The sequence below is a fragment of the Actinospineispora eucalypti genome, assembly GCF_039543365.1.
Classification (GTDB): Bacteria; Actinomycetota; Actinomycetes; order Mycobacteriales; family Pseudonocardiaceae; genus Pseudonocardia; species Pseudonocardia eucalypti.
This window is the reverse complement of the sequence record NZ_BAABJP010000001.1, coordinates 674,246-698,230: the sequence shown is the minus strand read 5'-3', so window position 1 is coordinate 698,230 and position 23,985 is coordinate 674,246. Positions and strand designations below refer to the sequence as shown.

Here is a 23,985-nt window from a genome sequence, read left to right as displayed (position 1 = left end):
TGGGCTCCTGCTATCCGGCGTTCACGAGGGCGGAGTTGGAAACTTTCCAGCCGGCCGACGTGCGGCTCAGCGCCAACTTCACCCGCAGGTGGCGGACGATAGGGGGTTCGGGTTGGCCGCGCACGATGGAGGACTGGGTGACGTCCAGCGCGGCGACCGCGTTCGCGGTGCCGGCCTTGGCGTCCAGGTCGACCAGTGCGGCATCGATCACGGCGGCGGAGCTGGTGGTCGGCTTCTTCCTCAGGTCGTCGAGGAACTTGGCGCGCTCGTCGGTCAGCTTGGCCAGCAGCGGGCCGGTGCTCGCCTCCTCCCAGGACTTCATGCTGTCCTCGGGCCGGTTGGCGTCCACGGTCTGCAGCACGGCGGCGAGGTCCTTCACCGCGTTCATTGCGCCGTCCCGCGCGGTCGCCGTCTCGGTGGACGCCGTGCTGTCCCGCACGGTGCTCCACCAACTGAAACCGGTCCAGCCGGCGGCACCCACGCCCACCACGGCGAGCACCGAAACCAGGATCACCAGCAACTTCCACTGGCCGCCCGACTTGGACTCCAGGACGGGAAGGTCGCCGGGCCGGGCCGCCATCGGCGACTCGCCGGGGACCCCCTGCACGGTATTGGCTGGACTCATTGTGGGCTAACCCTCGCGATCTTCCATCGGCCGTCGACCTTGCGCGCCTCCACCACCAGCGGGGCGTTCACCGCGATCGGTTCCTTGGCGGCGCCCTTGGTGCCGTGCTGGTTCACCATCATCAGCAGCCGGGCGGTGTCCCCCCGCAGGTCGGTCACGCCGGCGATGGGCACCGTGGTCTGCAGCACCAGCTGCTGCTCCAGGGCGACCTTCTTCAGGGGTTCGAAGTTGCGGGTGAACTCGGCGACGAAGTCACCGGTGATCACCGCGCGTGCTTCCGACTCGCTGGCCGCCATGTTGCGGAAATCGTAGGAGTACGCGGCGATCATGGCGTCGCTGACCTGGCCGGCCAGCTGGGCGGTCGCGCCGGTGTCCAGGAACGCACGGTTCTCCAGCTCGGCGGACCCGTTCGCCCGCCACGCGCCGAAGCCGAGCGGAACGCACGCCAGCAGGGAGACAGCGGCCACCGCGCCGAGCACCTTCACCCGGAGCAACCGCTTGCGGTCGACCGGCTCCTCGTCGAGTTCCTCTTCGAGCGCGACGGCTTCCTCGGCGCCCTCCGGCTCCGGCGCGCCGTCCGCATCGGGCCGGTCCTCGTCGTCGGGACTCTCGTCCCCGTCGATCCCGTCCGTCTCGGGGCGTTTGTCCCCGCGTTCGTTGAACTCGTCATCCGGGGCGTCGTCGTCGGTCCGGTGACCGCCGGTTCCCGCCGCGGCGCCGATCCCGCCGATCGCCCCGGTCCCGCCGGTCCGGGCGGCGGCTCCGAACCCGCCGGTCCCCGCGACCACGCCATGCCGGCCGGTACCCGCCGACGCATCGACCTCGCCGGGGCCGGCGACTATGCCATGCCGGCCGGTCCCAGCGGACGCATCGAGCTCGCCGGTCCCGGCGACCACGTCATGCCCGCCGCTGGCTTCGACCACGTCGGCCTCACCGGCCGGGCCGTAACCGCCCGTACCCCCGACCGCATCGAACCCACCGGAGCCGCCGATCGGGCGGCCGGCCGGGGCCGGCCCACCGGTGTCGGAGGCGGTGCCGTCGTAGATGCGGTAGCGGCCGTAGTCGGCGGGGCGGTCGAACGGGGAGCCGTCGTCGGTCACCCGCTCGATCCGGCCGGTGTCCTCCAGGGGGTCGACCTCCCGGAAACGGGCATCGGCAGTGAGGTCCGGCCCGCCGAACGGGGTCGCGCCCGGCCCGGCGGTGTGCTGAGAGTGTCGACTCGGTGTGCTCAGATCGTCGACTCGGTGTGCTGAGAACGCCGACTCGCGGTACGGGTCATCGTCCTCGCTGACGGCGGCGAAGAGGTCGGCGACGGTTTCCTCGCGGAGGTCGCGAACGGGCGGGGGCGGGGTGGGGCCGTGGACCTGGGTGGGGCGGTAGCGGTGTCGCGCGGAGTAGGGGTCGGGCTCCTCTTCGGGGGCGTCGGGGGTGGGCTCCGGTTCGATGTACCGGTGCCTGCCTCGGCTCACCACGTCGACCTCGGCAGGCGTCTCACCTTCACGAGGGGGCATACGTCGACTTCCTAACGGGGGTCACGACGGTACAGGGCCGGCCGCGTCCGCTTTCCACACCGTGTCCGATACCCGGACCAGCTCCATCTGCACCCGGATCCGCTTGGTGACCGGTGTTTTCGGGGCACCGTTCGCCGAGGAGGTTCGGGTGACGTCCACCGACGCGATGGCGGTCGCCCGGCCGTTGGGAGCGTCCAGGTCGGCGATGGCCGCGTTGACCAGCCGCGCGGTGGTGCTGCTCTGCGCCTTGCGCAGGTCCTCCGCGTAGCGCTTGCGGTTGCGCTGGAACTCCTCCAGCAGGGCGCCGGTGGCGGAGTCCTCCCACGCGGTGAGGCCCTGCTCCACCGCGCCCGCGTCCAGGGTCTGCAGGTTCACCGCGATCCGCCCGGCGGCGTCCAGCGCGACACCCCGCGCCTGCGCCGCCTGGGCGGTGGAGCCGTGTCCGGCGTTCCACCAGAACACGCCGAGGGCAACCGCCCCGACCAGCCCGAGCCCGGCCGCCACGGCGGCCACCCGGGTCCACATGGCAATCCGGTCCGGACCCGGGCGGACGCGCGTGTGCCGGCCGGCCGGACCGGCACGCCGACGCGACAGACCGGAATCCATAACCTAGAAGACTAGAGCCGGGCCTGGACGGCCCCGCTCGCACCCCCGGACGGGTCAGCGCGGCGCGGGTACCGACTCCGCCGCCGGCGTGCCGAGCAGCGGCAACGCGGGCAGCGGGCCGGAGGTCGGCTGGTGGGAATCCTGGTCGTGGCCACCGTGCTTCGGGTCGCCGTTGATGCCCGCCTGAGGCCCGTCCGAGTAGAACAGGCGGAACCACTCCGGCACCTTGCCCGGCTTGCCGTTCACGAACGGGTACTGCGGCTTGATGCCGCGCACGTCGGTCACCGAGTACAGCGGCTCCCGGCAGTAGGCCCGGTAGTTGATCGGCGCCGGCGTCAGGTCGGTGCCGGCCCGCTTGACGGTGGCCTCGTAGCCCTTCTCACACGGGGGCGGGTCGTTGATGTTGAGCGCGAAGCCGAGGTGCGCCGTGCCGTCGTTCGGCAGCACGGTGGGCAGCGCGGCCGCCATGCCCGGGTACACCTGCAGGATGGTCTGGATGCCGCGCAGGTGGTCGCGGGTGATCCGGCTGATGCCCAGGCCCTCGTGGATGGTCTGGCTGAGCCCGTCGCCGGACTCGTCGAGCAGCTTGCTGACCTCCTTGGCCGCATCCGGCGCGGTGTCCACCAGCTCGCGGATGTCCCCGTCGCTTTCCCGGAGCTGGGCGGTGATCAGCTTCAGGTCCGAGCTGAACGACTTGATCGGGTTGGCCAGGTCGTTCTGCGTGTTCAGCACCGTGCGCGCGTCCCGGATCAGCGTCAGCGTCTGCGGCAGGTACAGGTGCGCGGTCTCGGTCAGCGAGCTGGTCGAGTCCAGCAGCAGCTGCAGCTTCGGACCCAGGCCGTCGAAGCCCTTGCCCAGCTCGTCCACCACCAGCCGCAGGTCGTTCAGCGGCACGCTGGCGGTGAACTGCTCCAGGCTGGTCAGCACGTCGGCCACCGGCACCGGGGTGTCCACCCGGTCGGCCGGGATGGTGTCGCCGTCCTTCAGGTACGGCATGGTGTCGCTGTTCGGCCGCAGGTCCACGTACCGCTCACCGACGGCGGACCGGTCCGCCACCATGGCCCGCAGGTCGGCCGGCACCTTCGGGCCGCCGCCCTCGAGCACCAGGTTCACCAGTGCGCCGCGCTCGGTCACCTCGATCGGGCCGATCGACCCGATCTTCACGCCCCGGAACGTCACCTCGCCCCGGGTGTAGAGGCCGGAGGCGTCGGACAGCGGCATGCGCACGGTGTAGTCGCGCGCGCCGATGAAGCCGAACAGGCCCAGGAACCGGGCGCCGACGTAGAGCACCAGCAGCACGGTGAGCGCGACGAACACGCCCACCTTCAGCATGGTCGCGCGGGTGATCATTTACCGCCTCCCAGCAGGTCGGCGAGCGGGTTCGGCGGCTGCTTCGCGGTGGGACCCGAGGCGCCGCCGGTCAGCGGCGCCAGCAGTGAGGGCAGCGTGTTCAGGTCGGGCGCCGAGGCCGGCAGGTTCACCAGGCCGCCACCCAGGTTGTTCAGCAGGTCCTGCAGGTTCAGGTCCAGGATGAGGTTCAGGTTCATGTGCTGGCCCTTGATCGCGGCCAGGGACGCGTCGGTGAACGGCACGCTGCCCAGGATCTCCAGCGACTTGGGCAACGCGTCACCGGTGCGCTCCAGCTCACGCAGGGTGGGCCGCAACGCCTTCAGGTCGGCGACGAAGTCGTCGTGGCTGCGGTGCACCACCTCGCGGGCCACGTCGGACAGCCGGTCCAGCGCGCGCAGCATGCCGACCAGGTCGTCCCGCTGCTCGTTCAGCACCTGCAGGCCGGGCTGCAGGTCGGTGAGCACCTGGTCCAGGTTGCCGCGCTGGCCCTCCAGGTTGCCGGACAGCTTGTTCAGGCCGTCCAGCGCCCGGGTGATGTCGGTGCGCTGCGCGTCCAGGGTGGTGGTCAGCGTGTTGAAGTCGTGCAGCAGGGCCTTGGCGTCGCCCTCCCGGCCGCCCAGCGCCTTGTTCAGCTCGGCGGCGATGCTCTGCACCTGGCCGATGCCGCCACCGTTGAGCAGCATCGACAGCGCGCCGAGCACCTCTTCGGTCTCCGGGAAGCGGTTGGTCCGCTCCAGCGGAATGACCGCGCCCTCGGCCAGGGCGCCCTGCGCCGGGGCGTCCCGGGGCGGGAACAGCTCCACGTACTTCTCGCCGAGCAGCGAGGTCTGCTTCAGCTCGGCGGTGGAGTTGGCCGGCAGCTTGACGTCACCGTTGAGCACCACGTGCACGTCGGCCCGCCAGTTGGCCGGGTCCAGCTCCACGGTGGTCACCCGGCCGACCGTCACGTTGTTCACCTTCACGCCGGCCTGCGGAACCAGGTCCATCGCGTCCCGCAGCTGCACGGTCACCTCGTACGGCTGGGCACCCAGGTCGGCGCCGCCGGGCAGCGGTACGGACGAAAGGTTCAGCTGGCCGCAGCCGGCCAGGGTGCCGGCCAGCACGGCGGCCGAGACGGCCATTCCGGCCAGTCGCGTCGCGCGCCTCATCGTCCGCCCCCGAACAGGCCGCCGAGCAGGCCTTCCGGTTTGGGCTTCTCCTCGGACTCTTCCTTTTTCTCTTGCTTGGCGTCCTGCTGCTTGGCCGCGCCGGGCAGCGGGGCCGCTCCGGGAGCGCCGGGCGCGGGTACGGAGCCGGGCTTCAGCAGGCTCTGTAGGTTGAAGCCAGCCGGCAGTTTCAGCTGGGACAGCGCCTGGGTAGGCATCAGGTTCGGCCCCGCCACCGCCCCGGAGCAGCTCTCGAAGGTGCCCGGCGGCAGCAGCGGCCCGAGGATCAGCACCACGATCGCCCCGACCACCGGCGCGGCGGCCAGCTGGCAGAGCAGCATCTTCACGGTGTTCGCCCGCGCGTCGATGGTGCCGGAGGACGCGTTGTAGGTGTTGGCCAGCTGGTTCAGCGCCATCGGCGCGACGTCCAGCAGCTGGTTCAGGGACTGCTTCTCGTCGTGCACCCGCTCGAGGATCTTGCCCAGCCGGTCCACGTTCACCCGGATGCCCTTGCGGTTGTCCCGGACGAACTCGGCCACGTCGTCAAGGGTCTCGGAGAGCTCCTTGATGGTGTCCGCGAGGTTCTCCCTCTCGCCGGCCAGGAAGTGGTTGACCTGGGCGAACCGCTCGGTGAACTCGCGCACCTGGCCGTCGTTGGCCTTCAGGTTGGTGGTGAACGACTGCAGGCCCAGGATCGTGCCGGCCAGGTTCTCCCGCGACGCGGACAGCGTGGTGGTGGCCTGGGACAGGTTGCCCAGGGTGGTGTTGATCTTCTCGCCGTTGCCGTTCAGGTTCTTGGCGAAGGTGCTCAGCGCCTGGGACAGCGCGCCGTTGTCGTTCACCCCCTGCGGGCCGAGCGCCTTGGTCAGCTTCTGCGCGCTGGCCAGCAGCTCGTCGTACTCGGCAGGGGCGGCGGTGCGCTCCTTGGGGATCACCTCACCGTCCTGCATGGTCGGTCCGCCGGTGTACGGCGGGGACAGCTGCAGGTAGCGGTCGGCGACCACGGTGGGCGCCACGATGGCCGCCATCGCGTTGGCCGGCACCTTCACGTCGGAGTCGACGTGGAAGTTCACCCGGACCAGCTTGCCCTCCGGCACCACGCTGTCCACCGTGCCCACCGGCACGCCGAGCACCCGCACGTCGGATCCGGGGTAGACGCCGACCATGCTGGTCACCATGGCCGAGTACTTGTTGCCGGATCCCCCGGGCAGCCCGTAGCCGCATCCGGCGACCACCGCCATGACCACCACCGCGATGATGGCCACCGGACCCAGCCAGCGCTTGCCCGTCGGCTTACCCGTCGGCGCGGTCACTTGTCACCCCCGAGCCTCGGCAGCACCCCGAGCGGCAGCTGACCGGTCTGCGCCGCGGCGGGCAGGTCCGGGTTCAGCAGCCCGTCGATGTAGTTGTCGAACCAGTGGCCGTTGCCGATCGCGTTGCCGAACACCGTGGCGAACGGCCCGGCCCGGCGGATGCCGGCGGTCAGTTCGTCCAGGTGTTTCTCCAGCGTCCGGGTGAGCCGGTCCAGCCGGTCCAGGGTCGGGCCGATCTGCTTCTCGTTGTCCTTGATCAGGCCGCGCAGTTCGCGGGAGAGGTCGCGCGTGCCGTCCAGCAGCTGCTTGATCGCGCGCTCCCGGTTGTGCAGCTCGTCCAGCAGCTTGGCGCCGTCGGACAGGATGCGGTTGATGTCCTCGTTGCGGTTGGCCAGCAGGTGGGTGGCCTGGTTGGTGCCGTCCAGCAGGTGCGCCAACTGGGCGTCCCGGGAGGCGATGGTCACCGACAGTCGGCTCAGCCCGTCCAGCGAGGTGCGCACCTCGTCCGGCGTGTCCTTGAACGTCTCGGACAGCGTGCGCAGGCTGCCGGCCAGCTGGTTGGTGTCCAGCTCGCGGACGGTGTCGGACAGCTGGTTGAACGCCTGGACCACGTCGTAGGGGGCGACGGTCCGCTCGCGCGGGATGGGCTTGCTCAGCTCCTTGTCCCCGGCCGGTTCGACGGACAGGAACTTGTCGCCGAGCAGCGTCTTGATCTGGATGGACGCGGTGCTCGCGTCGCCGATCTGCACGCCCTTGGCCCGGAACGTGACCAGCACGTGGTCGCCGGCCAGCTCCACGCCGGTGACCTTGCCGACCTTCACGCCGGCCACCCGCACCTCGTTGCTCGTGGCCAGCCCGGCGGCCTCGGAGAACTCGGCCTGGTACTCCGGGCCGGAACCGATCACCGGCAGCGCGTCCACCCGGTAGGCGACGAACAGCAGGGCGGCGATGGCCACCATGCTGACCAACCCGATGACGATCGGGTTGCGCTCACTGAACGGGGTCATTTGTTCCCCCACCGGATCGGCTCGGGCGCATCCGGGTTGCGGCCGATGCACCGCTCAGCCGGGTTCTTGATCACCGGTAGCTCCACCCTCAGGCCCCCCAGCGGCGGCGGCAGCGCGTCCGGCAGGGTCAGCGTCCCGCTCAGGTCGCACAGGTAGAAGTTGAACCAGCCGCCGTGCGTGCCCAGCGGGATGAGAATGTCCAGCTTCTTGGGCAGCGTGGCGAGGAAGTGGCTGAGGATCTTCTCGTTGTCGTTCAGGTTCTCGGCCAGCTCGCCCAGGTGCTTGATGTCGTCCTTCAGCGGCGGCCGCGCGTCGTGCAGCAGGTCGGCGGTGGCGTCGGTCAGGTCGCCCAGCGACTCGACCGCCTCGCCGATGGTGTTGCGGTCCTTGGACAGCCCCTGCACCAGCTCCCGCACGGTGATCACCAGCTGGGTGAACTCGGCGTCCCGCGCGTTCACCGTGTCCAGCACCAGGTTCAGGTTGTTGATCACTTCCCCGATCACCCGGTCCTTGTCCGCGATGGTCGAGGTGAGCGAGGCGGTGTGGGACAGCAGGCTCTGCACCGTGCCGCCCTCCCCCTGCAGCACCCGGACCAGCTCGAAGGACAGCTGGTTCACGTCCTGCGGGGACAGCGCCTGCAGCAGCGGGCGGAACCCGTTGAACAGCTGGGTCAGGTTCACCGAGGGACGGGTCTGCTCCACCGGCAGGGTGGCCCCGGCCATCAGCCGCTCGCCGGGCTTGCCCGGCCCCTGCTCCAGGGCGATGTAGCGCTGGCCGACCAGGTTGCGGAACTTGATGGTGGCCCGGGTGGTGCTGGGCAGCACCAGGTCCTTGCGCACCGAGAACTCCAGCTGAGCCAGCTTGTTGTCGGCCACGGTGATCTCGTCCACCTGGCCGACCCGGACGCCGGCGACCCGGACCTCGTCGCCCTTGTTCACGCCGGTCGCGTCGGTGAACTTCGCGTAGTACGTGGTCTGGTCCCCGCCCACCCGGTTGGCGATGGTGCCGGCCAGCACCGCGGTGCACATGAGGGTGACCACGGCGAAGATGAGGAACTTGGTGAGCGGCCCGCCAAGACCGCGCAGGAAGCTCATCGACCCCGCCTCTCAGTGTTGGTGCCGAGCACCGGGCTCAACAGGCCACCGGTGAGCAGGTTGCCCAGCGCGGCCGTCGCGGTGGCCGGCGGGTGGAACGACCCGTCCTGGTACGGCCCGCCCGGGTACTGCTCGAGGTCGGGTGTGTTGTCGTAGCAGGCCGGACCCCGGTTGTCGGTGTACTCCGGCTCGTCCCGGTGCGGGATGTACTTGCCCCGGTGCAGCACCAGCTCGGTGGTGGCCTGCAGCGCCGGGCGTTCCTTGTCGAACCCGAACGCCGGGAAGCCCAGCGGCACCGCGTCACTCAGCCTGGTGAACAGGCAGACGTACTCCGGCGAGTAGCGGGCGAGCAGCTCGGCCGTCGGCCGGAAAACCCGGACCAGGTCGATGATGTCGTCCTTGTTGTCCCGCAGGAAGTCGTCCAGGTCGTTGGCCGTGTCGGTCAGCTGGTCGTACAGCTCGGCGAAGTCGTCCCGCTTGTCCACCAGCGTGTTCGTCGTGACGGTGGCGTCGGTGAGCCCCTCGATCAGGTCCGGCGCCGCCTTGCTGTACGTGTCGGTGAACGGGGGCAGCGCGCGCAGGTCGGCGGTCAGCTCGGGCAGCGCCGGGTTGAACTCCTTCAGGTACGCGTGCAGCTGGCTGATCGTGCGGCCCAGCTTCTCGCCCCGGCCGGAGAGACCCTGGTTGATCGCGCCCAGGGTGTTGGCCAGGTCCATCGGCTTGACCGCGAGCAGCACCGGGAGCAGCCGGTCGAAGATGCGGTCGATCTGCACCGTGGTGGAGCTGCGGTCCTGGGGGATCACGTCGCCGGCCCGGATCCGCTGCGCCGTCGGGTTGTCCGGCACCTTCAGGGCCACGTACCGGTCGCCGAAGAGCGTCTTGGGCAGCAGCTGAGCGCTCACGTTGCCCGGGATGTGCGCCACCTTGTCCGGCTGCAGCGCGAGCGTGACCTCGGCCTGGCTGCCGTCGCTGGTCACGTCGGTGACCTCGCCGACCACCACGCCGTGCAGGCGCACCTCGGCCTGCGGGGCGAAGGAGTTGTCCACCTGGGCGATCCGCATGGTCACCGGGACCACGGAGGTGAACACCTTGCTATAGGCGGCGTAGCACAGCGCCAGCAGCGCGATCACGATGGCCACCATCACCAGGCCGGTGATCCGGCGGGCGGCCGCGGGGAGTTGGTCGGCCATTACGAGATCTTCACCGTCGTCGTAGAGCCCCACAGCGCCAGGCTGACCGCGATGTCCAGCACAAAGATGATCACCAGTGAGGCGCGCACCGAGCGGCCCACCGCCACACCCACGCCGGCCGGCCCGCCGGACGCCCGGTAGCCGTAGTAGCAGTGGATGAGGATGATCAGGATCGCGATGATCAACACCTTGAAGAACGAGTACAAGATGTCGATGGGCGGCAGGAACAGGTCGAAGTAGTGGTCATAGGTGCCCAGCGACTGGCCGTAGAAGATCGTCACGGTCAGCCGCGAGGCCAGGTACGAGGTGAGCAGGCCGGCCGCGTAGAGCGGCACGATGGCGATGAAGCCGGCGATGCACCGGGTGGTCACCAGGAACGGCAGGCTGGGCACCGCCATGACCTCGAGCGCGTCGATCTCCTCGGAGATGCGCATCGCGCCGAGCTGCGCGGTGAACCCGGCGCCCACCGTCGCGGTCAGCCCGATCGCGGCCACCAGCGGGGAGATTTCCCGGGTGTTGAAGTAGGCGGCGATGAACGCGGTGAACGCGGCCGCGCCGATCTGGTTCAGCCCGGCGTACACCTGCAGGCCGACCACCGCGCCGGTGAACGAGGTGAGCAGCGCGACGATGATCACCGTGCCGCCGACCAGCGCCAACCCGCCCGCACCGAAGGTGACCTCGGTGAGGATGCGCAGGACTTCCTTCTTGTACCTGGTGATGGTGCGGCCGGCCCAGCCGCCCGCCCGCACGTAGAACCAGCCCTGGTCGCCCAGCTGGTCCAGCGCCTTGAGCGGTCCCTCGACCGTCCGCTTTGCCAGGTTTGAGCCGCGCGCCATCGCCTCAGCTCCCCTTCATCGGCACGATCGCCAGGTAGACCGTGGTGAGCACCACGTTGATCAGGTAGACCAGCACGAAGCTGATCACCACGGACTGGTTCACCGCGTCTCCGACGCCCTTCGCGCCGGGCGCCGGGTTGAGCCCCCGGTAGGCGGCAACCACGCCGGCGGTGAAGCCGAAGAAGACCGCCTTGATTGCGCCGATGACCAGGTCCGCCGGCTGCGCGAGCTGCGAGAACCCGGCCAGGTAGGCGCCGGGCGTGCCGCCCTGCAGCACGATGTTGTAGAAGTACCCGCCGGCCACGCCGACGATGGTGATCAGGCCGTTGAGCAGCACCGCGACGATGGTCGCGGCCAGCACCCTGGGCACCACCAGCCGGTGGATCGGGGAGATGCCGAGCACCTCCATCGCGTCGATCTCCTCGCGGATGGTGCGGGCGCCCAGGTCGGCACAGATCGCGGTGCCGCCGGCGCCGGCGATCAGCAGCGCGCAGATGATCGGCGAGGCCTGCTGCACGTTGGCCAGCACGCTGGCCGCGCCGGTGAACGACTGCGCACCGATCTGCTTGATCAACGAACCCAGCTGCAGCGAGATGACCGCGCCGAAGGCGAGGGAGACCAGTGCGGCGGGCAGGATCGAGACGCTGGCGATAAACCAGAGCTGTTCGATTAGCTCGCGCGCTTGGAATGGCCGGCGGAAGATGTTCCGCACGACGTCGAGGCCGAGCGCGAAAATCTTTCCTACCTGCCGCAGAACCGAACTCGAACGCTCGATCAGCGGAGTGCTCACCGCGGCTCCAGTCGTGCAGCTTCGGTCGAATTCGAACCGCCGGATGGCGTCTCGACGGGTCACACGAGCCGGCCCGAAGAGGGCGAGCTATCCCTCTCTCTTCCGGACGATGTCCCCTGTGGGCGCAACGATAAGGGCGTGTAAGGGTTACGCGACGGTAGGAAGAGTGCCCCGAACGTTGCCCAACCAGCGGAACGGCGGCGGCCAGCGGGCCTCCTGAACAACCGTTAAGCTCAAGGCTCCGAACCCTGAAGGGAGCCACCGTGGCTGGACCGCTCGCCGGAGTCAAGGTCGTGGAGTTGGCCGGAATCGGCCCGGGGCCGCACGCCGCGATGATCCTCGCCGACCTCGGCGCGGACGTGGTGCGGGTGGAGCGGCCGGCCGGCCGGGGCCTGGACCTGCGCGGCGGAGGGAAGGACTATCTGCTCCGCAACCGCCGTTCGGTGGCCGCCGACCTCAAGGCTCCCGACGGGGTCGAGACGGTGCTGCGCCTGGTCGAGAAGGCCGACGTGCTGCTCGAGGGGCTGCGCCCGGGGGTGACCGAGCGGCTGGGCGTCGGCCCTTCGGACTGTCTCGCGCGCAACCCCCGGCTGGTCTACGGCCGGATGACCGGGTGGGGCCAGGACGGCCCCATGGCGGCCCGGGCCGGGCACGACATCAACTACATCTCGCTCACCGGCGCGCTGCACGCCATCGGCACCGCGGAGAAGCCGATCCCGCCGCTGAACGCGGTCGGCGACTTCGGCGGCGGGTCCATGCTGCTGGTCATCGGCGTGCTGGCCGCGCTGCAGGAGCGGGTCGCCTCGGGCCAGGGGCAGGTGGTGGACGCCGCCATGGTGGACGGCGCCAGCCTGCTGGTGCAGATGGTGTGGTCGTTCTTGGGCATGAACGGCTGGAAGGACGGCCGGCGGTCCAACCTGCTGGACGGCGGCTGCCCGTTCTACGACACCTACCAGACCTCGGACGGCGGCTGGATGGCCGTCGGCTCGCTGGAGCCACAGTTCTACGCGCTCCTGGTCGAGGGGTTGGGGCTGTCCGGCGGGGACCTGCCGGCGCAGATGGACCGGTCCGGCTGGCCCCGGTTGCGTGAACTGTTCACTTCGGCGTTCGCGTCCCAGACCCGTGAGCACTGGACCAAGGTGTTCGCCGACGTGGACGCCTGCGTGACCCCGGTCCTCTCCTTCGCCGAGGCTCCCGCCCACCCACACCTGGCCGCGCGGAACACGCTGATCGAGGTGGACGGGGTGCGCCAGGCCGCACCGGCTCCCCGGTTCTCCCGCACACCCGCCGCGGCGCCGGCCACCCCGCCGGTCGCCGGCGGCGACACCGACGCGGTGTTCGCCGGCTGGGGCATCGACCCGGTCACCTGACCCCGCGGACCGACCGCGCGGCGATCAGATCACTCTTCCCCCGCACCGGGTCTCCCACTGATCGGGTGACAGGCATAAGGTCGCCGCATGAACGCTGCATTACGGACGGTGGCGAACTGGCGAGATTTCTCCCCAATGCCAGATTTTGATCCCGTCCTGGACGCAGCAGCGGACCGGTTCATCACTTTCGGTTACCACGGCACCACCATGCGGAAGATCGCCGAGCGGGCCAACCTTTCCGTGCCGGGCCTCTACCACCACTACCCGAGCAAGCAGAACATGCTGGTCGCCGTGCTGGACGCGGCGATGGCCGACCTGCGCTGGCGGCTGGACGCGGCCGACGCGGAGGGCGGCCAGGACCCGGTCCGCCGGCTGGAGCTGTTGGTGCACGCCCTGGTGCTCTACCACTGCCACCGCAAGGGGCTCGGCCTGATCGCGCTGTCCGAGATGCGCAGCCTGGAGGAGCCCAGCCGCCGGCGCATCGCCCACGCCCGCACCGAGGTGCAGCGCCTGGTCGACCAGGCCGTGCTGGACGGCTCGGCCCGCGGCCTGTTCCGCACGCGTTACCCCCTGGACGCCAGCCGCGCGGTCGTCACCATGGCCATCTCGGTCGCCTCCTGGTTCCGCCAGGACCTCCCCCTGACCCCGGAAGACGTAGCCACCCGCTACACCGAATACGCCCTAAACGTCCTATCCGCCACCTAACCTCCCAACTCCGGCGAGTCGGGGTTTCGTGCCCGGCGAGTCGGGGATTCGTGCACGGTGAGTCGGGGATTCGGGTACGGCGCCCCGCCCGCCGGAGCCGACGCAACATGCGGGCGCCCAGGACCGGACACGCAAAAGGGGCGGACCCGATTTCTCGGATCCGCCCCTTTAGGCGACTGCGCGGGTCAGGACAGGCTGACCTTGGCGCCGGCCTCCTCGAGCTTCGCCTTGGCGGCCTCGGCGGCCTCCTTCGGCGCGTTCTCCAGGATCGGCTTCGGGGCGGACTCGACCAGGTCCTTGGCCTCCTTCAGGCCCAGGCCGGAAACGAGCTCGCGCACCACCTTGATGACCTGGATCTTCTTGTCACCGGCGGCCTCGAGGACGACGTTGAACTCGTCCTTCTCCTCCTCGGCCGGGGCGGCGGCACCGGCGGCGGGGCCGGCGGCGGCGACCGCGACCGGAGCGGCGGCAGTGACCTCGAAGACGTCCTCGAACTTCTTCACGAACTCCGACAGCTCGAGCAGCGTCATCTCCTTGAACGCGTCGAGCAGCTCGTCGGTGGACAGCTTCGCCATGATGGCGGTTCCTCTCTAGCGGTGGATCGGTTGGATCGTGGCTGGGGTGGTTACTCGGCGGAGCCGCCCTCGGCGGCACGCTTGTCCGCCAACGCCTGGGCGAGCCGGGCGACCTGGGATGCCGGAGCGTTGAACAGCCCGGCGGCCTTGGCCAGGTTGCCCTTCATCGCGCCGGCCAGCTTGGCCAGCAGGACCTCGCGGGACTCCAGGTCAGCGAGCTTGTTGACCTCGTCGGTGGTCAGCGGGCGGCCGTCCATCACGCCGCCCTTGATCACCAGGCCCTTGTGCTCCTTGGCGAAGTTGCGCAACGCCTTCGCCGCGTCGACCGGCTCACCGGTGACGAAGGCAATGGCGGTGGGACCGACGAGCAGGTCGTCCAGTCCCTGCACACCCGCGTCGGCGGCCGCACGCTTGACCAGCGTGTTCTTCGCGACGCGGTAGCTTGCCGAGCCCCCCAACGCCCGCCGCAGCTCGGCGAGCTGCGTCACGGTCAGACCGCGGTATTCGGTGATCACCGAGGCGCTGGCACCACGAAAGCGCTCGGCGATCTCCTCGACAGCGGCGACCTTGTCGGGCCGTGCCATCTCGGCCTCCTCATCTAGCGGTAGGTGGGTCGCACCACCGGACCCGCAAGACCCGGACCCGCAAGACGACGAACGCCCCGGCGCAGGGCGCACGGGGCGTGAAGCGCGGCGTGACAACACGCGACGCGCGGCAACAACCTCGTCCTCCTGCGCGGGCCGCCCGCTTCGAGCGGGGCCTTCGTCCACTCACCCGGGGGCGAGCGGAAACCAGCGGTCTCCGGTGGAACTTTCACCATGATACGGCACGGGTTGCCCCGGCCCGCGCGGCCCCCTGGCCGGACACACGAAACCGCCCGGTGCGCGATGCGGAAGTCCGCAATTGCGCACCGGGCGGTCCGGTCAAACTCGTTCGAGCCGTACCCAGATCCTCGACTCGCCGCACTCAGATTCCCGACTCGCCGTACCTCAAATCCCGACTCGCCGTACCTAGATCCCCGACTCGCCGGGAATTAGGCGGTGGGGGCCTCGTCAGCGGTGAGGTTGCGGGTGCGGTTCGGGTCGACGGGGATGCCGGGACCCATGGTGGTGGAGAAGGTGATCTTCTTCAGGAAGCGGCCCTTGGCGGCGGACGGCTTGGCCCGCAGGATCTCGTCCAGCGCGGCGGCGTAGTTCTCCACCAGCTGCTCCGCGCCGAAGCTGGCCTTGCCGATCACCAGGTGCAGGTTGGCCTGCTTGTCCACCCGGAAGTTGATCTTGCCGCCCTTGATGTCCTTGACCGCCTTGGTCACGTCAGGGGTGACCGTGCCGGTCTTCGGGTTGGGCATCAAGCCGCGTGGGCCGAGTACCCGGGCGATGCGGCCCACCTTGGCCATCTGGTCCGGGGTGGCGATGGCGGCGTCGAAGTCCAGCCAACCGCCCTGGATCTTGGCGATCAGGTCGTCCGAGCCGACCTCGTCCGCGCCGGCGGCGGTCGCCTCGTCGGCCTTGTCGCCGACCGCGAAGACGATCACCCGGGCGGTCTTGCCGGTACCGTGAGGCAGGTTCACGGTGCCCCGCACCATCTGGTCGGCCTTGCGGGGGTCAACGCCCAGCCGCATGGCCACCTCGACGGTGGCGTCCATCTTGGTCTTGGACGTCTCCTTAGCCAGGCCGGCAGCCTCGAGCGGGCTGTACAGCTTGGACCGGTCGATCAGCTCCGCCGCCTGGCGGTAGTTCTTGCTGCGCTTCATGTGTCTGTCCTTCGGTCAGATCGTGGTGACGAGCCGCGCCCGGCTCTCCCACTGAGGTGCTTGAGTTCAGCTCTGAACGGTGATGCCCATGGAACGGGCGGTGCCAGCGATGATCTTCGCCGCGGCGTCGATGTCGTTGGCGTTCAGGTCGGGCATCTTGGTCTGGGCGATCTCGCGCACCTGGTCCATGGTCACCGAGGCGACCTTGAGGCGGTGCGGCTCGCCGCTGCCCTTGTCGACGCCCGCCGCCTTCAGCAGCAGCTTCGCCGCCGGCGGGGTCTTCAGCGCGAAGGTGAAGGAGCGGTCTTCGTAGACCGAGATCTCCACCGGAACCACGTTGCCCCGCTGGGCTTCGGTGGCCGCGTTGTAGGCCTTGCAGAACTCCATGATGTTGACGCCGTGCTGGCCCAGCGCGGGGCCGACCGGCGGCGCCGGGGTGGCCTGGCCGGCCGCGATCTGCAACTTGATGATCGCGGACAGCTTCCTCTTCTTGGGTGGCATGTCCTTGTTTCCTCTTACCTAACTGTGCCCGGTCGCCCTGCCGCGACCCGGGCTAAATCTTGGATACCTGGTTGAACGAGAGCTCCACCGGGGTCTCCCGGCCGAAGATCGACACCAGCACCTTGAGCTTCTGCGCGTCGATGTTGACCTCGTTGATGGTGGCCGGGAGCGTGGCGAACGGCCCGTCCATCACGGTCACCGACTCGCCGACCTCGAAGTCCACCTCGACGGCCGGCTTGCCGGCGGCCGCCTCGCCCGCCGCCTTGCCGGCGGCCGGCTTGCGCTCCTGCTCCTGCTTGGGCAGCAGGAACTTGAGCACCTCGTCGATGGTCAGCGGGGACGGCTTGGAGGTGGCACCGACGAACCCGGTCACGCCGGGGGTGTTGCGCACCGCGCCCCAGGACTGGTCGTTCAGCTCCATCCGAACCAGGATGTAGCCGGGCAGCACCTTGCGCTGCACCTGCTTGCGCTGGCCGTTCTTGATCTCGGTGACCTCTTCGGTGGGCACCTCGACCTGGTAGATGTAGTCCTCGACGTCCAGGGTCTGCACCCGGGTCTCGAGGTTGCTCTTGACCTTGTTCTCGTAGCCGGCGTAGGAGTGCACGACGTACCAGTCACCGGGTGCACGGCGCAGCGCGGCGCGCATCTCCTCGGTCGGGTCGGCGTCGTCGTCCTCGTCAGCGGTCTCGGCCGCTTCGGCGGTTTCGCCGACCTCGTCGGCGTCGTCCGCCCCGTCGGTTTCGTCCGACTCGTCAGTTTCGTCCGACTCGTCGGCTTCGTCCGCCCCGGCGGCGGCGTCGTTCGCGTCGTCGGTGTCGACGTCGTCCTCGTCGACTACCGTGCTCTCGGCGGTCGCGGTGCTCTCTTCGGTCGCCTCGGCCGGCTCCGCGCCGTCACCGAGGTACGCCTCGTCTTCCGGGGCGTCGCCGGTGAGCTCCGGCCCACCCTCGTGGGAGGTCACTGCGTCTCGCTTCCTTTCCTGCCTGGTTCGCTGCCCGGCTGGTCGCCCGGTCGGCGATGTGACTCCGCCGGCTCCCGGCTATCCGTTTCCGAAGACCGCGAAGACGGCCTTGCCGAACGCGAAGTCCAGCCCTGCCACCAGCGCGACCATGAAGGAGACGAAAACCAGCACCACCAGGGTGTACGTCACCAGGTCCTTCCGGGTCGGCCAGATGACCTTCCGGAGCTCGGCGACCACTTCGCGCAGGTAGCGCACGAGGCGGGAGGGCAGGGACTGCTTGACGCCGCGCCCGTCCCGCGACGGGGTCGGCCGACCCTTCTTGCCTTCCAGTTCGGCCGTCACGTTTCCCTACTTCCCGGCTGTTGTTCCTATCTCGTCCTTCGAGCCAACGCACGCGGTGGCAGGGGTGACAGGACTTGAACCTGCAACCTGCGGTTTTGGAGACCGCTGCTCTGCCAGTTGAGCTACACCCCTATGGCTTGGCCAGCACCGACCATGGCGCGCACCAGCCAGTGACGCGCCAGCCGATGCGAGTGTACGGCACCGCGCATTTGGCCTCCCAATCGCGCTGGTCGGCCCGCCTGGGAAGATCAGTTTCCGCAGGTCCGCGCGGTGCCGTCGTCACTCGCCCGGCGCGCCGCCGGCTAAGGCGTGCCGTTGTCCTTCGCACCCGGCTTCGGCTCCACGCGCAGGTGGAAGTCGTCGCCGTACCGGGTGTGCCCGTAGACGATCGCGTTCTCCACCTTCTCCTTGGACCGGTTGTCCCGCTGCACCAGCGGGTCGTGGCGCAGGTCCTTGTTCAGCGCGATGCAGAGCACGATCATCACCAGCGCGAACGGCGCGGCCATGATGATGGTGATGTTCTGGATGCCGGTCAGCGCCTCGTCCCCGCCGACCAGCAGCATGATCGCCGCGATGGTGCCCATCACCGCGCCCCAGAAGATCACCACCGGCCGGGTCGGGTGGATGGTGCCGCGCTGGGACAGCGTGCCCATCACGATGGACGCGGCGTCCGCACCGGACACGAAGAAGATCGCCACCAGCAGCATCGCCACCACGCTGAGCACCCCGCCGAGCGGGTAGTGGTTCAGCACGCCGAACAGCTGCTGCTCCTGGGTCTGCGACGCCAGGTCGACGCCGGAGCGCTGGATGCTGATCGCCGCGCCGCCGAAGATGGCGAACCAGAGCAGGCTGACCAGGCTGGGGATCAGCATGACGCCGACGATGAACTGCTTGATGGTGCGACCCCGGCTGATCCGGGCGATGAACATGCCCACGAACGGCGTCCACGAGATCCACCACGCCCAGTAGAAGACCGTCCAGCTGGACAGCCACGCCTGCATGGCGTCGCCGCCGCTGGCGGCGGTACGGGCGGACATCTCGGCCAGCTCGCGGAAGTAGTCGCCGACGGCGGTGGGCAGCAGGTTCAGCATCAGGATGGTCGGGCCGAACACGAAGATGAACAGCGCCAGCACCCCGGCCAGCACCATGTTGACGTTGGACAGCCACTGGATGCCCTTGGCCACGCCGGTGACGGCGGAGACGATGAAGCAGATGGTCAGCACCACGATGATGACCACGAGCAGCGACTTGCCGACCGTCTGGGCGGTGAACCCGCCGGCCTGCAGGCCGGCGCCGATCTGCAGCGCGCCGAGCCCGAGCGACGCGGCCGAGCCGAACAGCGTGGCGAAGATGGCCAGCACGTCGATGGCCTTGCCCATCGGCCCGTCCGACCGGTGCGAACCGAACAGCGGCGCGAACGCCGAGCTGATCAGCTGCTTGCGGCCCTTGCGGAAGGTGCTGTAGGCGATGGCCAGGCCGACTACCGCGTAGATCGCCCACGGGTGCAGCGTCCAGTGGAACAGCGTGGTGGCCATCGCGATGTCCAGCGCGGCGTCCGATCCGCCCGGCACGGTCCCCGGCGGTGGCTCGCTGAAGTGGTGCAGCGGCTCGGCCACACCGAAGAACATCAGGCCGATGCCCATACCGGCGCTGAACATCATGGCCACCCAGGAGGAGGTCCGGAACTCCGGCTCCTCGTCGTCGCCGCCCAGCGGGATACGGCCGTACCGGCTGGCCGCCAGGTACAGCGCGAACACCACGAACGAGGTGGCGGCGAGCACGAACGCCCAGCCGCCGCCGTACATCACGCCCTTCAGCACGGCCTTGGCGACCGCGCTGAGCGAATGGGTGCTAGTCACGCCCCAGACGATGAACGCCAGCACCAGGACGGCGGCGACGCCGAACACCACGCGGTCGGTGTTGGGCCGTTCGCCGGGCGACTCGTGCGGGGGTGGGCCGCCGCCTTCCGCGGGGGCGGGTTGGGCAGCTTGCCCCGAGTCCGAGGCGGGTTGGTTTTTGTCGGACGGATTGCGGGCCGAGTCCGCGATGGTCATTTGATGGCGGTCCCGGCCGAGGCCGGAACCTTCCCCCTTCCGGCTCGTCTCCGGCCGCATCACCGTTGATGCGACACAGACGGCTATTTCTAACTGCGCATCATGACGCGCGATTCGCAACACCGCAAGGCGGCGTCCAGGTCACGCGGTTGCCCGGAAGGACAACACAACGCGCATGCCGAAGGCAACCGGAAGCGCTTACGTGTAGGGCTGAACAGGTGAATCAGCCCAGATCAGAGCCGATTTATGTCAGGGCAGGCGAACGGTGGCGTTGCTGCGGCCGAGCACGGTCCGGCCGTCGAACTTGACCGTGATGTCGACCTTGCCGACGCGAGTACCGTCTTCGGCCTCGGTGACGCTGACCAGCTTGCCGGTGAGGTCGATCTCGGCGCCTGCGGTGTCCGCGTCCGGGTCCACGCCGGACACCAGGTCCGGCACGGGCACTGGGCGGGTGAAGCGCACCTGGTAGCCGAGCACCGCGCCGGGGTCACCCAGCCAGTCGGTGATCAGCCGGCCGCCGAGGGCCATGGTGAGCATCCCGTGCGCGACCACGCCGGGCAGCGCGACCGAATCGGCCACCCGGTCGTTCCAGTGGATCGGGTTGAAGTCGCCGGACGCGGCCGCGTAGCGGATCAGGTCGGTGCGGTTGAGGTGTACCCGCAGGCTTGGGAGCTCGGCGCCTTCCACGAAGTCGGTCATGACTCCGCCTGGCTGAGCAAAAGCGCCTCGGTCTCGCAGACCGGGGCGGCGTCGGCGTCGGTCACGCCGCAGCGCAGGGTCAGCATGTGGGTGCCGGCGCGGGTAACCAGAGACACCACGTTGATCGTGGTGACCAGCTCGTCACCGGCGTAGATCGGGCGCTGGAAGTCGATCCGCTGGCCGCCGTGCACGGTGCCCTCGAACCGCCAGCCGAAGCCGGGGTCACGCAGGAACGCCTCGATGCGAGGCATGGTGAACACCACCGGGAAGGTGGGTGGGGCGACCAGGTCCGAATGACCGGCGGCCCGCGCGGCGGCCACGTCGTGGCAGAGCGGGCTGCACTCGCCGATCGCCGTGGCGAACTCGCGCACCTTCTCCCGGCCGACCTGGAAGGGCGGGGACGGCGGGAGCGTGCGACCTACGTAGGACTCGTCGAGCACCGCGGCGCGGTCAGCGGGTCTCGCGGTGAGCCTGGTGCGCGTTGCAGTTCGGGCAGTACTTCTTCAAGCCGAGCCGGTCGGGGTTGTTCCGCCGGTTCTTCTTGGTGATGTAGTTCCGGTTTTTGCACACCTCGCACGCCAAGGTGATCTTCGGACGAACGTCGGTGGCGGCCACTGGTCTCTCCTGCTCGAGTCTGCACTGTCTTGCCGTTTTACCGGCTCTGTAGCGGTGGCCGGACTTGAACCGGCGACACAGCGATTATGAGCCGCTTGCTCTACCGACTGAGCTACACCGCCATGCGAGCCCCTTTACGGAATCGAACCGTAGACCTTCTCCTTACCATGGAGACGCTCTGCCGACTGAGCTAAAGGGGCAGCTCTGCTTGGCGGGGGTTACCCCGCCGTCGCCTGAACGATGCTACACAACGCCCGCGACGGAGATGAAATCAGGGGCTCCCTCGCGGTCGTTCACCCAGCGTTCACTGAGAGTCGGGTGGAAACGGGTGGGGTCGCTGGCGATAGTTCAGCCATGACGCGACCGGACCCCACCTTGCCCTCTCCTCCGGGGGAAACCCCCGATGTCGGTGTGCCGGCCGCGCTGGCCGCCCGGATGACCATCGCCGAGCAGCGCGACTGGGTGCGCGGCTTCCTGCGGGCGCGACCGGTCAGCCGGCGCGGCGCGATGCGCGGGGCGGCGGGCGCGCTGGCCGGGCTGGGCCTGGTCGGCGGGCTGGGGTCGGCGCTGGCCGCTTGTGGCACCTCGTCCGGACCCGCCGCCGGACCCGGGGCCGGGGCCGCGCCGGCCGCACTGCCCGGGGTGACCGGGCGCCGGTTGTCCTTCGGCGCGGATCCGACCCGGCAGATGGCCATTGCCGGCGAGCTCACCGTCAAGCCGGCCGGCAAGGTCTTCATCGACTACGGCACCGACACCGGCTACGGCGCCACGCTGGAAGCCGAGGTCCGGGAGCTGGTCAGCCAGGTCCCGCAGCAGGACGGCTCGATCCGCGCCGCCGACCAGTTCTTCGTGCACGGCCTGGCCGGGGGCCTGGAGCCCGGGCGCGAGTACCACTACCGGTTCCGCCTCGCGGACGGCTGGACCGGGCCGGATGCCGCCTTCCGGACCGCGCCCGCCGGGCGTGCGCCGTTCAGCTTCACCGCTTTCGGCGACCAGGGCGTCAACGTCCCGAAGCCCCAGCTCAACGGCTTCTCCGACGAGTACTACAAGCCCGGCGACGACCGCCGCACGGCGACCCCGGCCTCCTCTCTGGTGAGTTTGATCACCAAGAAGGCGCCGGCGTTCCACCTGCTCGCCGGGGACATCTGTTACGCGAACCCCAGCGGGGACGGCCAGCCGATCCGGAACAACGCGCCCAAGGACGCGGAGTCCGGGTTCGACAACTTCGACCCGACCACCTGGACCGCCTACTTCGCCAGCATCGAGTCCAGCGCCGCCACCACACCGTGGATGTTCGCCACCGGCAACCACGACATGGAGGCGCTCTACGACGACAACAAGTCCGGCGGCACGCGGCACGGCTACGGCGGCCACCTGGCCCGGCTGGACCTCCCGGCGACCGGGCCTCACGGGTGCCCTTCGGTCTACACGTTCCGCTACTCCAATCTGGGTGTGCTGAGCCTGGACGCCAACGACCTGTCCACGGAGATCCGGGCGAACACCGGGTACAGCGGCGGCGCCCAGGTGGACTGGGTGCGGCGCACCCTGGCCGCCATGCGGGCCGACCCGAACATCGACTTCATCGTGGCGTTCTTCCACCACTGCGCGTACGCCACCAGCAAGTCGCACGCCTCGGACGGTGGCGTGCGCGCCGCGCTGACCCCGCTGTTCGACGAGTTCAGCGTGGACCTGGTGGTGCAGGGGCACAACCACCAGTACGAGCGGACCAACCCGATCCGGGCCGGCCGGAGCGTGCTGGCCGCGCCGGACGGCGCCACCATCCGACCCGAGACCGAAGGCACCACCTACATCTGCGTGGGCTCGGGCGGCCGGCCCCGCTACTCGTGGCAGGACGGCGTCACCGACCGCTACCGGGGCAACACCGGCCCCGACAGCGGCACCATGGTCAACAGCTTCCTGAACACCTCCGACGGCGCGAAGACCCCGGAGACCGTGGACTGGTCACAATCCCGGTACCTGGATTACGCGATGCTCTCGGTGGATGTCGTGCCGGGCGCCGCCGGCGCGGACTCCACCATGACGGTCAAGACGATCGCGGACACCGGCCAGGAGATCGACTCGGTGACCCTGGTGAGGCGGGCGCGCGGTGGCGGGCCGGTTGCACTCGGCGGTTCCGGCTGGAGTCGCACCTCGAGCGGCCTCTCCGTACCGGCTTGACCGATGCTGACCCAACCAAGCCGGCCTGACCGGGCTGACCTCACAAGGCTGGTCTGACAAGGCTGGCCTGACGAAAGTCGGCCGAGCCGACCTCGGCCGTTTCCCGCCCATCCGGCCTACCCGCCCGCCGGGGCCAGCGTGATCGCGCCGAGGTGATCACGCCGGCCTGCGCGCGATCACCGGTGCGGATCATGGTGGCCCCGGGCCTGGACAGGCCCGCGTCGTTACTACTGGTGATGGCGGTGCTTTTGTTGCCTTGCGGGCGGAAGTGACGCGTCCACTCATCCTCGCTCCCGAGCTTGTCATCCCGAACGAAATCTATGCTAACATGAACGCATGTTCGAATCAACTTCACGATCGGCGACCCCGTGCGCGATGGTCACGTTCCGCGCTTACCTGGGCCGGCGGGCGGATACCCGCGGTTCGGAGCGTCGAGTTTCCCTGAGTGCGCGCAACGAGAAAACGTGCGCGAGGAGATCGAGGTGATCGTGCGATTGCAAGGGTCCGGGACGGTGACCGACCCATTGCGGCGCCAGCCCGCCAGGGCACTCGGGCTGATCGCGATTTGCCCGGGCGATGTGATCGAGCCGCTGCCGGACTCCCTGACCGTCCGGTGGGCTGACGTTCAGGTACGGACGGGAGCCGCGTCGCAAGCGGCACGATGGGGGCCACGTATCGACCCAACGGGCGGCGACGCCCGGCGGGAGGCCACGCTTCCGCGAGGCCCGCCACATCAAGCGCCGGATCCGCCGGACGTACCACCGA

Annotated in this window: 23 protein-coding genes, 3 tRNA genes and 1 pseudogene; 3 read left to right on the top strand and 24 right to left on the bottom strand. The window is 69.5% G+C overall.

Annotated elements, in window-relative coordinates:
- Positions 1-10: 10 nt before the first annotated feature.
- From ABEB12_RS03335 to ABEB12_RS03285, 11 genes are all read right to left on the bottom strand, one after another.
- The gene (locus ABEB12_RS03335) at positions 11-625 is read right to left on the bottom strand and encodes a hypothetical protein (protein ID WP_185058894.1); all 615 of its coding nucleotides are present in this window, start codon (positions 623-625) and stop codon (positions 11-13) included.
- Positions 622-2,094: a hypothetical protein gene (locus tag ABEB12_RS03330; protein WP_185058893.1), complete on the bottom strand. Its 1,473-nt coding sequence runs from the start codon at positions 2,092-2,094 to the stop codon at positions 622-624. Before ABEB12_RS03330 ends, ABEB12_RS03335 begins: the two co-directional genes overlap by 4 nt.
- 63 nt (positions 2,095-2,157) lie before the next feature.
- Entirely contained in the window at positions 2,158-2,742 is a 585-nt protein-coding gene (locus ABEB12_RS03325) for a hypothetical protein (RefSeq protein WP_185058892.1), read from the bottom strand.
- Between the two features lie 54 nt (positions 2,743-2,796).
- Positions 2,797-4,092, bottom strand: a complete 1,296-nt coding sequence (locus ABEB12_RS03320) for an MCE family protein (RefSeq protein WP_185058891.1) — start codon at positions 4,090-4,092, stop codon at positions 2,797-2,799.
- Positions 4,089-5,240: an MCE family protein gene (locus ABEB12_RS03315; protein WP_185058890.1), complete on the bottom strand. Its 1,152-nt coding sequence runs from the start codon at positions 5,238-5,240 to the stop codon at positions 4,089-4,091. Before ABEB12_RS03315 ends, ABEB12_RS03320 begins: the two co-directional genes overlap by 4 nt.
- Positions 5,237-6,550, bottom strand: coding sequence for an MCE family protein (locus ABEB12_RS03310; RefSeq protein ID WP_185058889.1), 1,314 nt, complete (start codon positions 6,548-6,550; stop codon positions 5,237-5,239). The genes ABEB12_RS03315 and ABEB12_RS03310 overlap by 4 nt, the downstream gene beginning before the upstream one ends.
- Positions 6,547-7,557, bottom strand: coding sequence for an MCE family protein (locus ABEB12_RS03305; protein WP_185058888.1), 1,011 nt, complete (start codon positions 7,555-7,557; stop codon positions 6,547-6,549). The genes ABEB12_RS03310 and ABEB12_RS03305 overlap by 4 nt, the downstream gene beginning before the upstream one ends.
- Entirely contained in the window at positions 7,554-8,642 is a 1,089-nt protein-coding gene (locus ABEB12_RS03300; RefSeq protein WP_425572206.1) for an MCE family protein, read from the bottom strand. The genes ABEB12_RS03305 and ABEB12_RS03300 overlap by 4 nt, the downstream gene beginning before the upstream one ends.
- Before the next feature lie 5 nt (positions 8,643-8,647).
- The gene (locus tag ABEB12_RS03295; protein ID WP_185058886.1) at positions 8,648-9,841 is read right to left on the bottom strand and encodes an MCE family protein; all 1,194 of its coding nucleotides are present in this window, start codon (positions 9,839-9,841) and stop codon (positions 8,648-8,650) included.
- The gene (locus ABEB12_RS03290) at positions 9,841-10,677 is read right to left on the bottom strand and encodes an ABC transporter permease (RefSeq protein ID WP_185058885.1); all 837 of its coding nucleotides are present in this window, start codon (positions 10,675-10,677) and stop codon (positions 9,841-9,843) included. Before ABEB12_RS03290 ends, ABEB12_RS03295 begins: the two co-directional genes overlap by 1 nt.
- Positions 10,678-10,681: 4 nt before the next feature.
- Positions 10,682-11,467 (bottom strand): ABC transporter permease, encoded by a 786-nt coding sequence (locus ABEB12_RS03285; protein ID WP_185058884.1) that lies wholly within the window; start codon positions 11,465-11,467, stop codon positions 10,682-10,684.
- 263 nt (positions 11,468-11,730) lie between these two features.
- Here ABEB12_RS03285 and ABEB12_RS03280 point away from each other — a divergent pair, with 263 nt between their 5' ends.
- Both ABEB12_RS03280 and ABEB12_RS03275 read left to right on the top strand, forming a co-directional pair.
- Positions 11,731-12,837 (top strand): CoA transferase, encoded by a 1,107-nt coding sequence (locus ABEB12_RS03280; protein WP_185058883.1) that lies wholly within the window; start codon positions 11,731-11,733, stop codon positions 12,835-12,837.
- Between the two features lie 135 nt (positions 12,838-12,972).
- On the top strand, positions 12,973-13,542 hold the full coding sequence (locus ABEB12_RS03275) for a TetR family transcriptional regulator (protein ID WP_185058882.1): 570 nt from the start codon (positions 12,973-12,975) through the stop codon (positions 13,540-13,542).
- A 185-nt stretch (positions 13,543-13,727) separates the two neighbouring features.
- Here ABEB12_RS03275 and rplL read toward each other — a convergent pair whose 3' ends face one another.
- The 13 genes and pseudogenes from rplL to ABEB12_RS03210 form a co-directional block, all read right to left on the bottom strand.
- Complete coding sequence (rplL, locus tag ABEB12_RS03270) at positions 13,728-14,117, bottom strand: 50S ribosomal protein L7/L12 (RefSeq protein WP_185058881.1); 390 nt, start codon at positions 14,115-14,117, stop codon at positions 13,728-13,730.
- A 50-nt stretch (positions 14,118-14,167) separates the two neighbouring features.
- Positions 14,168-14,701, bottom strand: coding sequence for a 50S ribosomal protein L10 (gene rplJ, locus ABEB12_RS03265; RefSeq protein WP_185058880.1), 534 nt, complete (start codon positions 14,699-14,701; stop codon positions 14,168-14,170).
- Between the two features lie 449 nt (positions 14,702-15,150).
- Positions 15,151-15,870 (bottom strand): 50S ribosomal protein L1, encoded by a 720-nt coding sequence (gene rplA, locus ABEB12_RS03260; RefSeq protein WP_185058879.1) that lies wholly within the window; start codon positions 15,868-15,870, stop codon positions 15,151-15,153.
- A 66-nt stretch (positions 15,871-15,936) separates the two neighbouring features.
- Positions 15,937-16,371, bottom strand: a complete 435-nt coding sequence (gene rplK / locus ABEB12_RS03255) for a 50S ribosomal protein L11 (protein ID WP_185058878.1) — start codon at positions 16,369-16,371, stop codon at positions 15,937-15,939.
- A gap of 52 nt (positions 16,372-16,423) precedes the next feature.
- Complete coding sequence (gene nusG / locus ABEB12_RS03250) at positions 16,424-17,332, bottom strand: transcription termination/antitermination protein NusG (RefSeq protein ID WP_185058877.1); 909 nt, start codon at positions 17,330-17,332, stop codon at positions 16,424-16,426.
- Between the two features lie 78 nt (positions 17,333-17,410).
- A pseudogene (secE, locus tag ABEB12_RS03245) lies at positions 17,411-17,653 on the bottom strand (preprotein translocase subunit SecE); the annotation flags it as partial.
- A 77-nt stretch (positions 17,654-17,730) separates the two neighbouring features.
- Positions 17,731-17,806: transfer RNA gene (locus ABEB12_RS03240), tRNA-Trp, on the bottom strand.
- Positions 17,807-17,976: 170 nt separating this feature from the next.
- A complete protein-coding gene (locus tag ABEB12_RS03235) occupies positions 17,977-19,728 on the bottom strand; it encodes a BCCT family transporter (RefSeq protein ID WP_185058875.1) in 1,752 nt (583 codons plus the stop codon).
- Between the two features lie 249 nt (positions 19,729-19,977).
- Positions 19,978-20,427: a MaoC/PaaZ C-terminal domain-containing protein gene (locus ABEB12_RS03230; protein ID WP_185058874.1), complete on the bottom strand. Its 450-nt coding sequence runs from the start codon at positions 20,425-20,427 to the stop codon at positions 19,978-19,980.
- Positions 20,424-20,867, bottom strand: coding sequence for an FAS1-like dehydratase domain-containing protein (locus ABEB12_RS03225; protein WP_185058873.1), 444 nt, complete (start codon positions 20,865-20,867; stop codon positions 20,424-20,426). The genes ABEB12_RS03230 and ABEB12_RS03225 overlap by 4 nt, the downstream gene beginning before the upstream one ends.
- Before the next feature lie 10 nt (positions 20,868-20,877).
- Positions 20,878-21,042 (bottom strand): 50S ribosomal protein L33, encoded by a 165-nt coding sequence (gene rpmG / locus ABEB12_RS03220; protein WP_185058872.1) that lies wholly within the window; start codon positions 21,040-21,042, stop codon positions 20,878-20,880.
- A 49-nt stretch (positions 21,043-21,091) separates the two neighbouring features.
- Positions 21,092-21,164: transfer RNA gene (locus tag ABEB12_RS03215), tRNA-Met, on the bottom strand.
- A 5-nt stretch (positions 21,165-21,169) separates the two neighbouring features.
- Positions 21,170-21,242: transfer RNA gene (locus tag ABEB12_RS03210), tRNA-Thr, on the bottom strand.
- 154 nt (positions 21,243-21,396) lie between these two features.
- Between ABEB12_RS03210 and ABEB12_RS03205 the strand changes: the two genes are divergently transcribed.
- Positions 21,397-23,220, top strand: coding sequence for a metallophosphoesterase (locus tag ABEB12_RS03205; protein WP_185058871.1), 1,824 nt, complete (start codon positions 21,397-21,399; stop codon positions 23,218-23,220).
- The last annotated feature ends 765 nt before the right edge of the window (positions 23,221-23,985 follow it).

Excerpts from the sequence above, each read along its gene's own strand:
- ABEB12_RS03235 (WP_185058875.1), bottom strand. The coding sequence starts at position 19,728 with ATGACCATCGCGGACTCGGCCCGCAATCCGTCCGACAAAAACCAACCC.
- ABEB12_RS03335 (WP_185058894.1), bottom strand. The coding sequence starts at position 625 with ATGAGTCCAGCCAATACCGTGCAGGGGGTCCCCGGCGAGTCGCCGATG.
- ABEB12_RS03205 (WP_185058871.1), top strand. The coding sequence starts at position 21,397 with ATGACGCGACCGGACCCCACCTTGCCCTCTCCTCCGGGGGAAACCCCC.
- ABEB12_RS03290 (WP_185058885.1), bottom strand. The coding sequence starts at position 10,677 with ATGGCGCGCGGCTCAAACCTGGCAAAGCGGACGGTCGAGGGACCGCTC.
- rplA (WP_185058879.1), bottom strand. The coding sequence starts at position 15,870 with ATGAAGCGCAGCAAGAACTACCGCCAGGCGGCGGAGCTGATCGACCGG.
- ABEB12_RS03320 (WP_185058891.1), bottom strand. The coding sequence starts at position 4,092 with ATGATCACCCGCGCGACCATGCTGAAGGTGGGCGTGTTCGTCGCGCTC.
- ABEB12_RS03305 (WP_185058888.1), bottom strand. The coding sequence starts at position 7,557 with ATGACCCCGTTCAGTGAGCGCAACCCGATCGTCATCGGGTTGGTCAGC.
- ABEB12_RS03275 (WP_185058882.1), top strand. The coding sequence starts at position 12,973 with ATGCCAGATTTTGATCCCGTCCTGGACGCAGCAGCGGACCGGTTCATC.
- rplK (WP_185058878.1), bottom strand. The coding sequence starts at position 16,371 with ATGCCACCCAAGAAGAGGAAGCTGTCCGCGATCATCAAGTTGCAGATC.
- ABEB12_RS03295 (WP_185058886.1), bottom strand. The coding sequence starts at position 9,841 with ATGGCCGACCAACTCCCCGCGGCCGCCCGCCGGATCACCGGCCTGGTG.
- ABEB12_RS03230 (WP_185058874.1), bottom strand. The coding sequence starts at position 20,427 with ATGACCGACTTCGTGGAAGGCGCCGAGCTCCCAAGCCTGCGGGTACAC.
- ABEB12_RS03315 (WP_185058890.1), bottom strand. The coding sequence starts at position 5,240 with ATGAGGCGCGCGACGCGACTGGCCGGAATGGCCGTCTCGGCCGCCGTG.
- rplJ (WP_185058880.1), bottom strand. The coding sequence starts at position 14,701 with ATGGCACGGCCCGACAAGGTCGCCGCTGTCGAGGAGATCGCCGAGCGC.
- rplL (WP_185058881.1), bottom strand. The coding sequence starts at position 14,117 with ATGGCGAAGCTGTCCACCGACGAGCTGCTCGACGCGTTCAAGGAGATG.
- ABEB12_RS03325 (WP_185058892.1), bottom strand. The coding sequence starts at position 2,742 with ATGGATTCCGGTCTGTCGCGTCGGCGTGCCGGTCCGGCCGGCCGGCAC.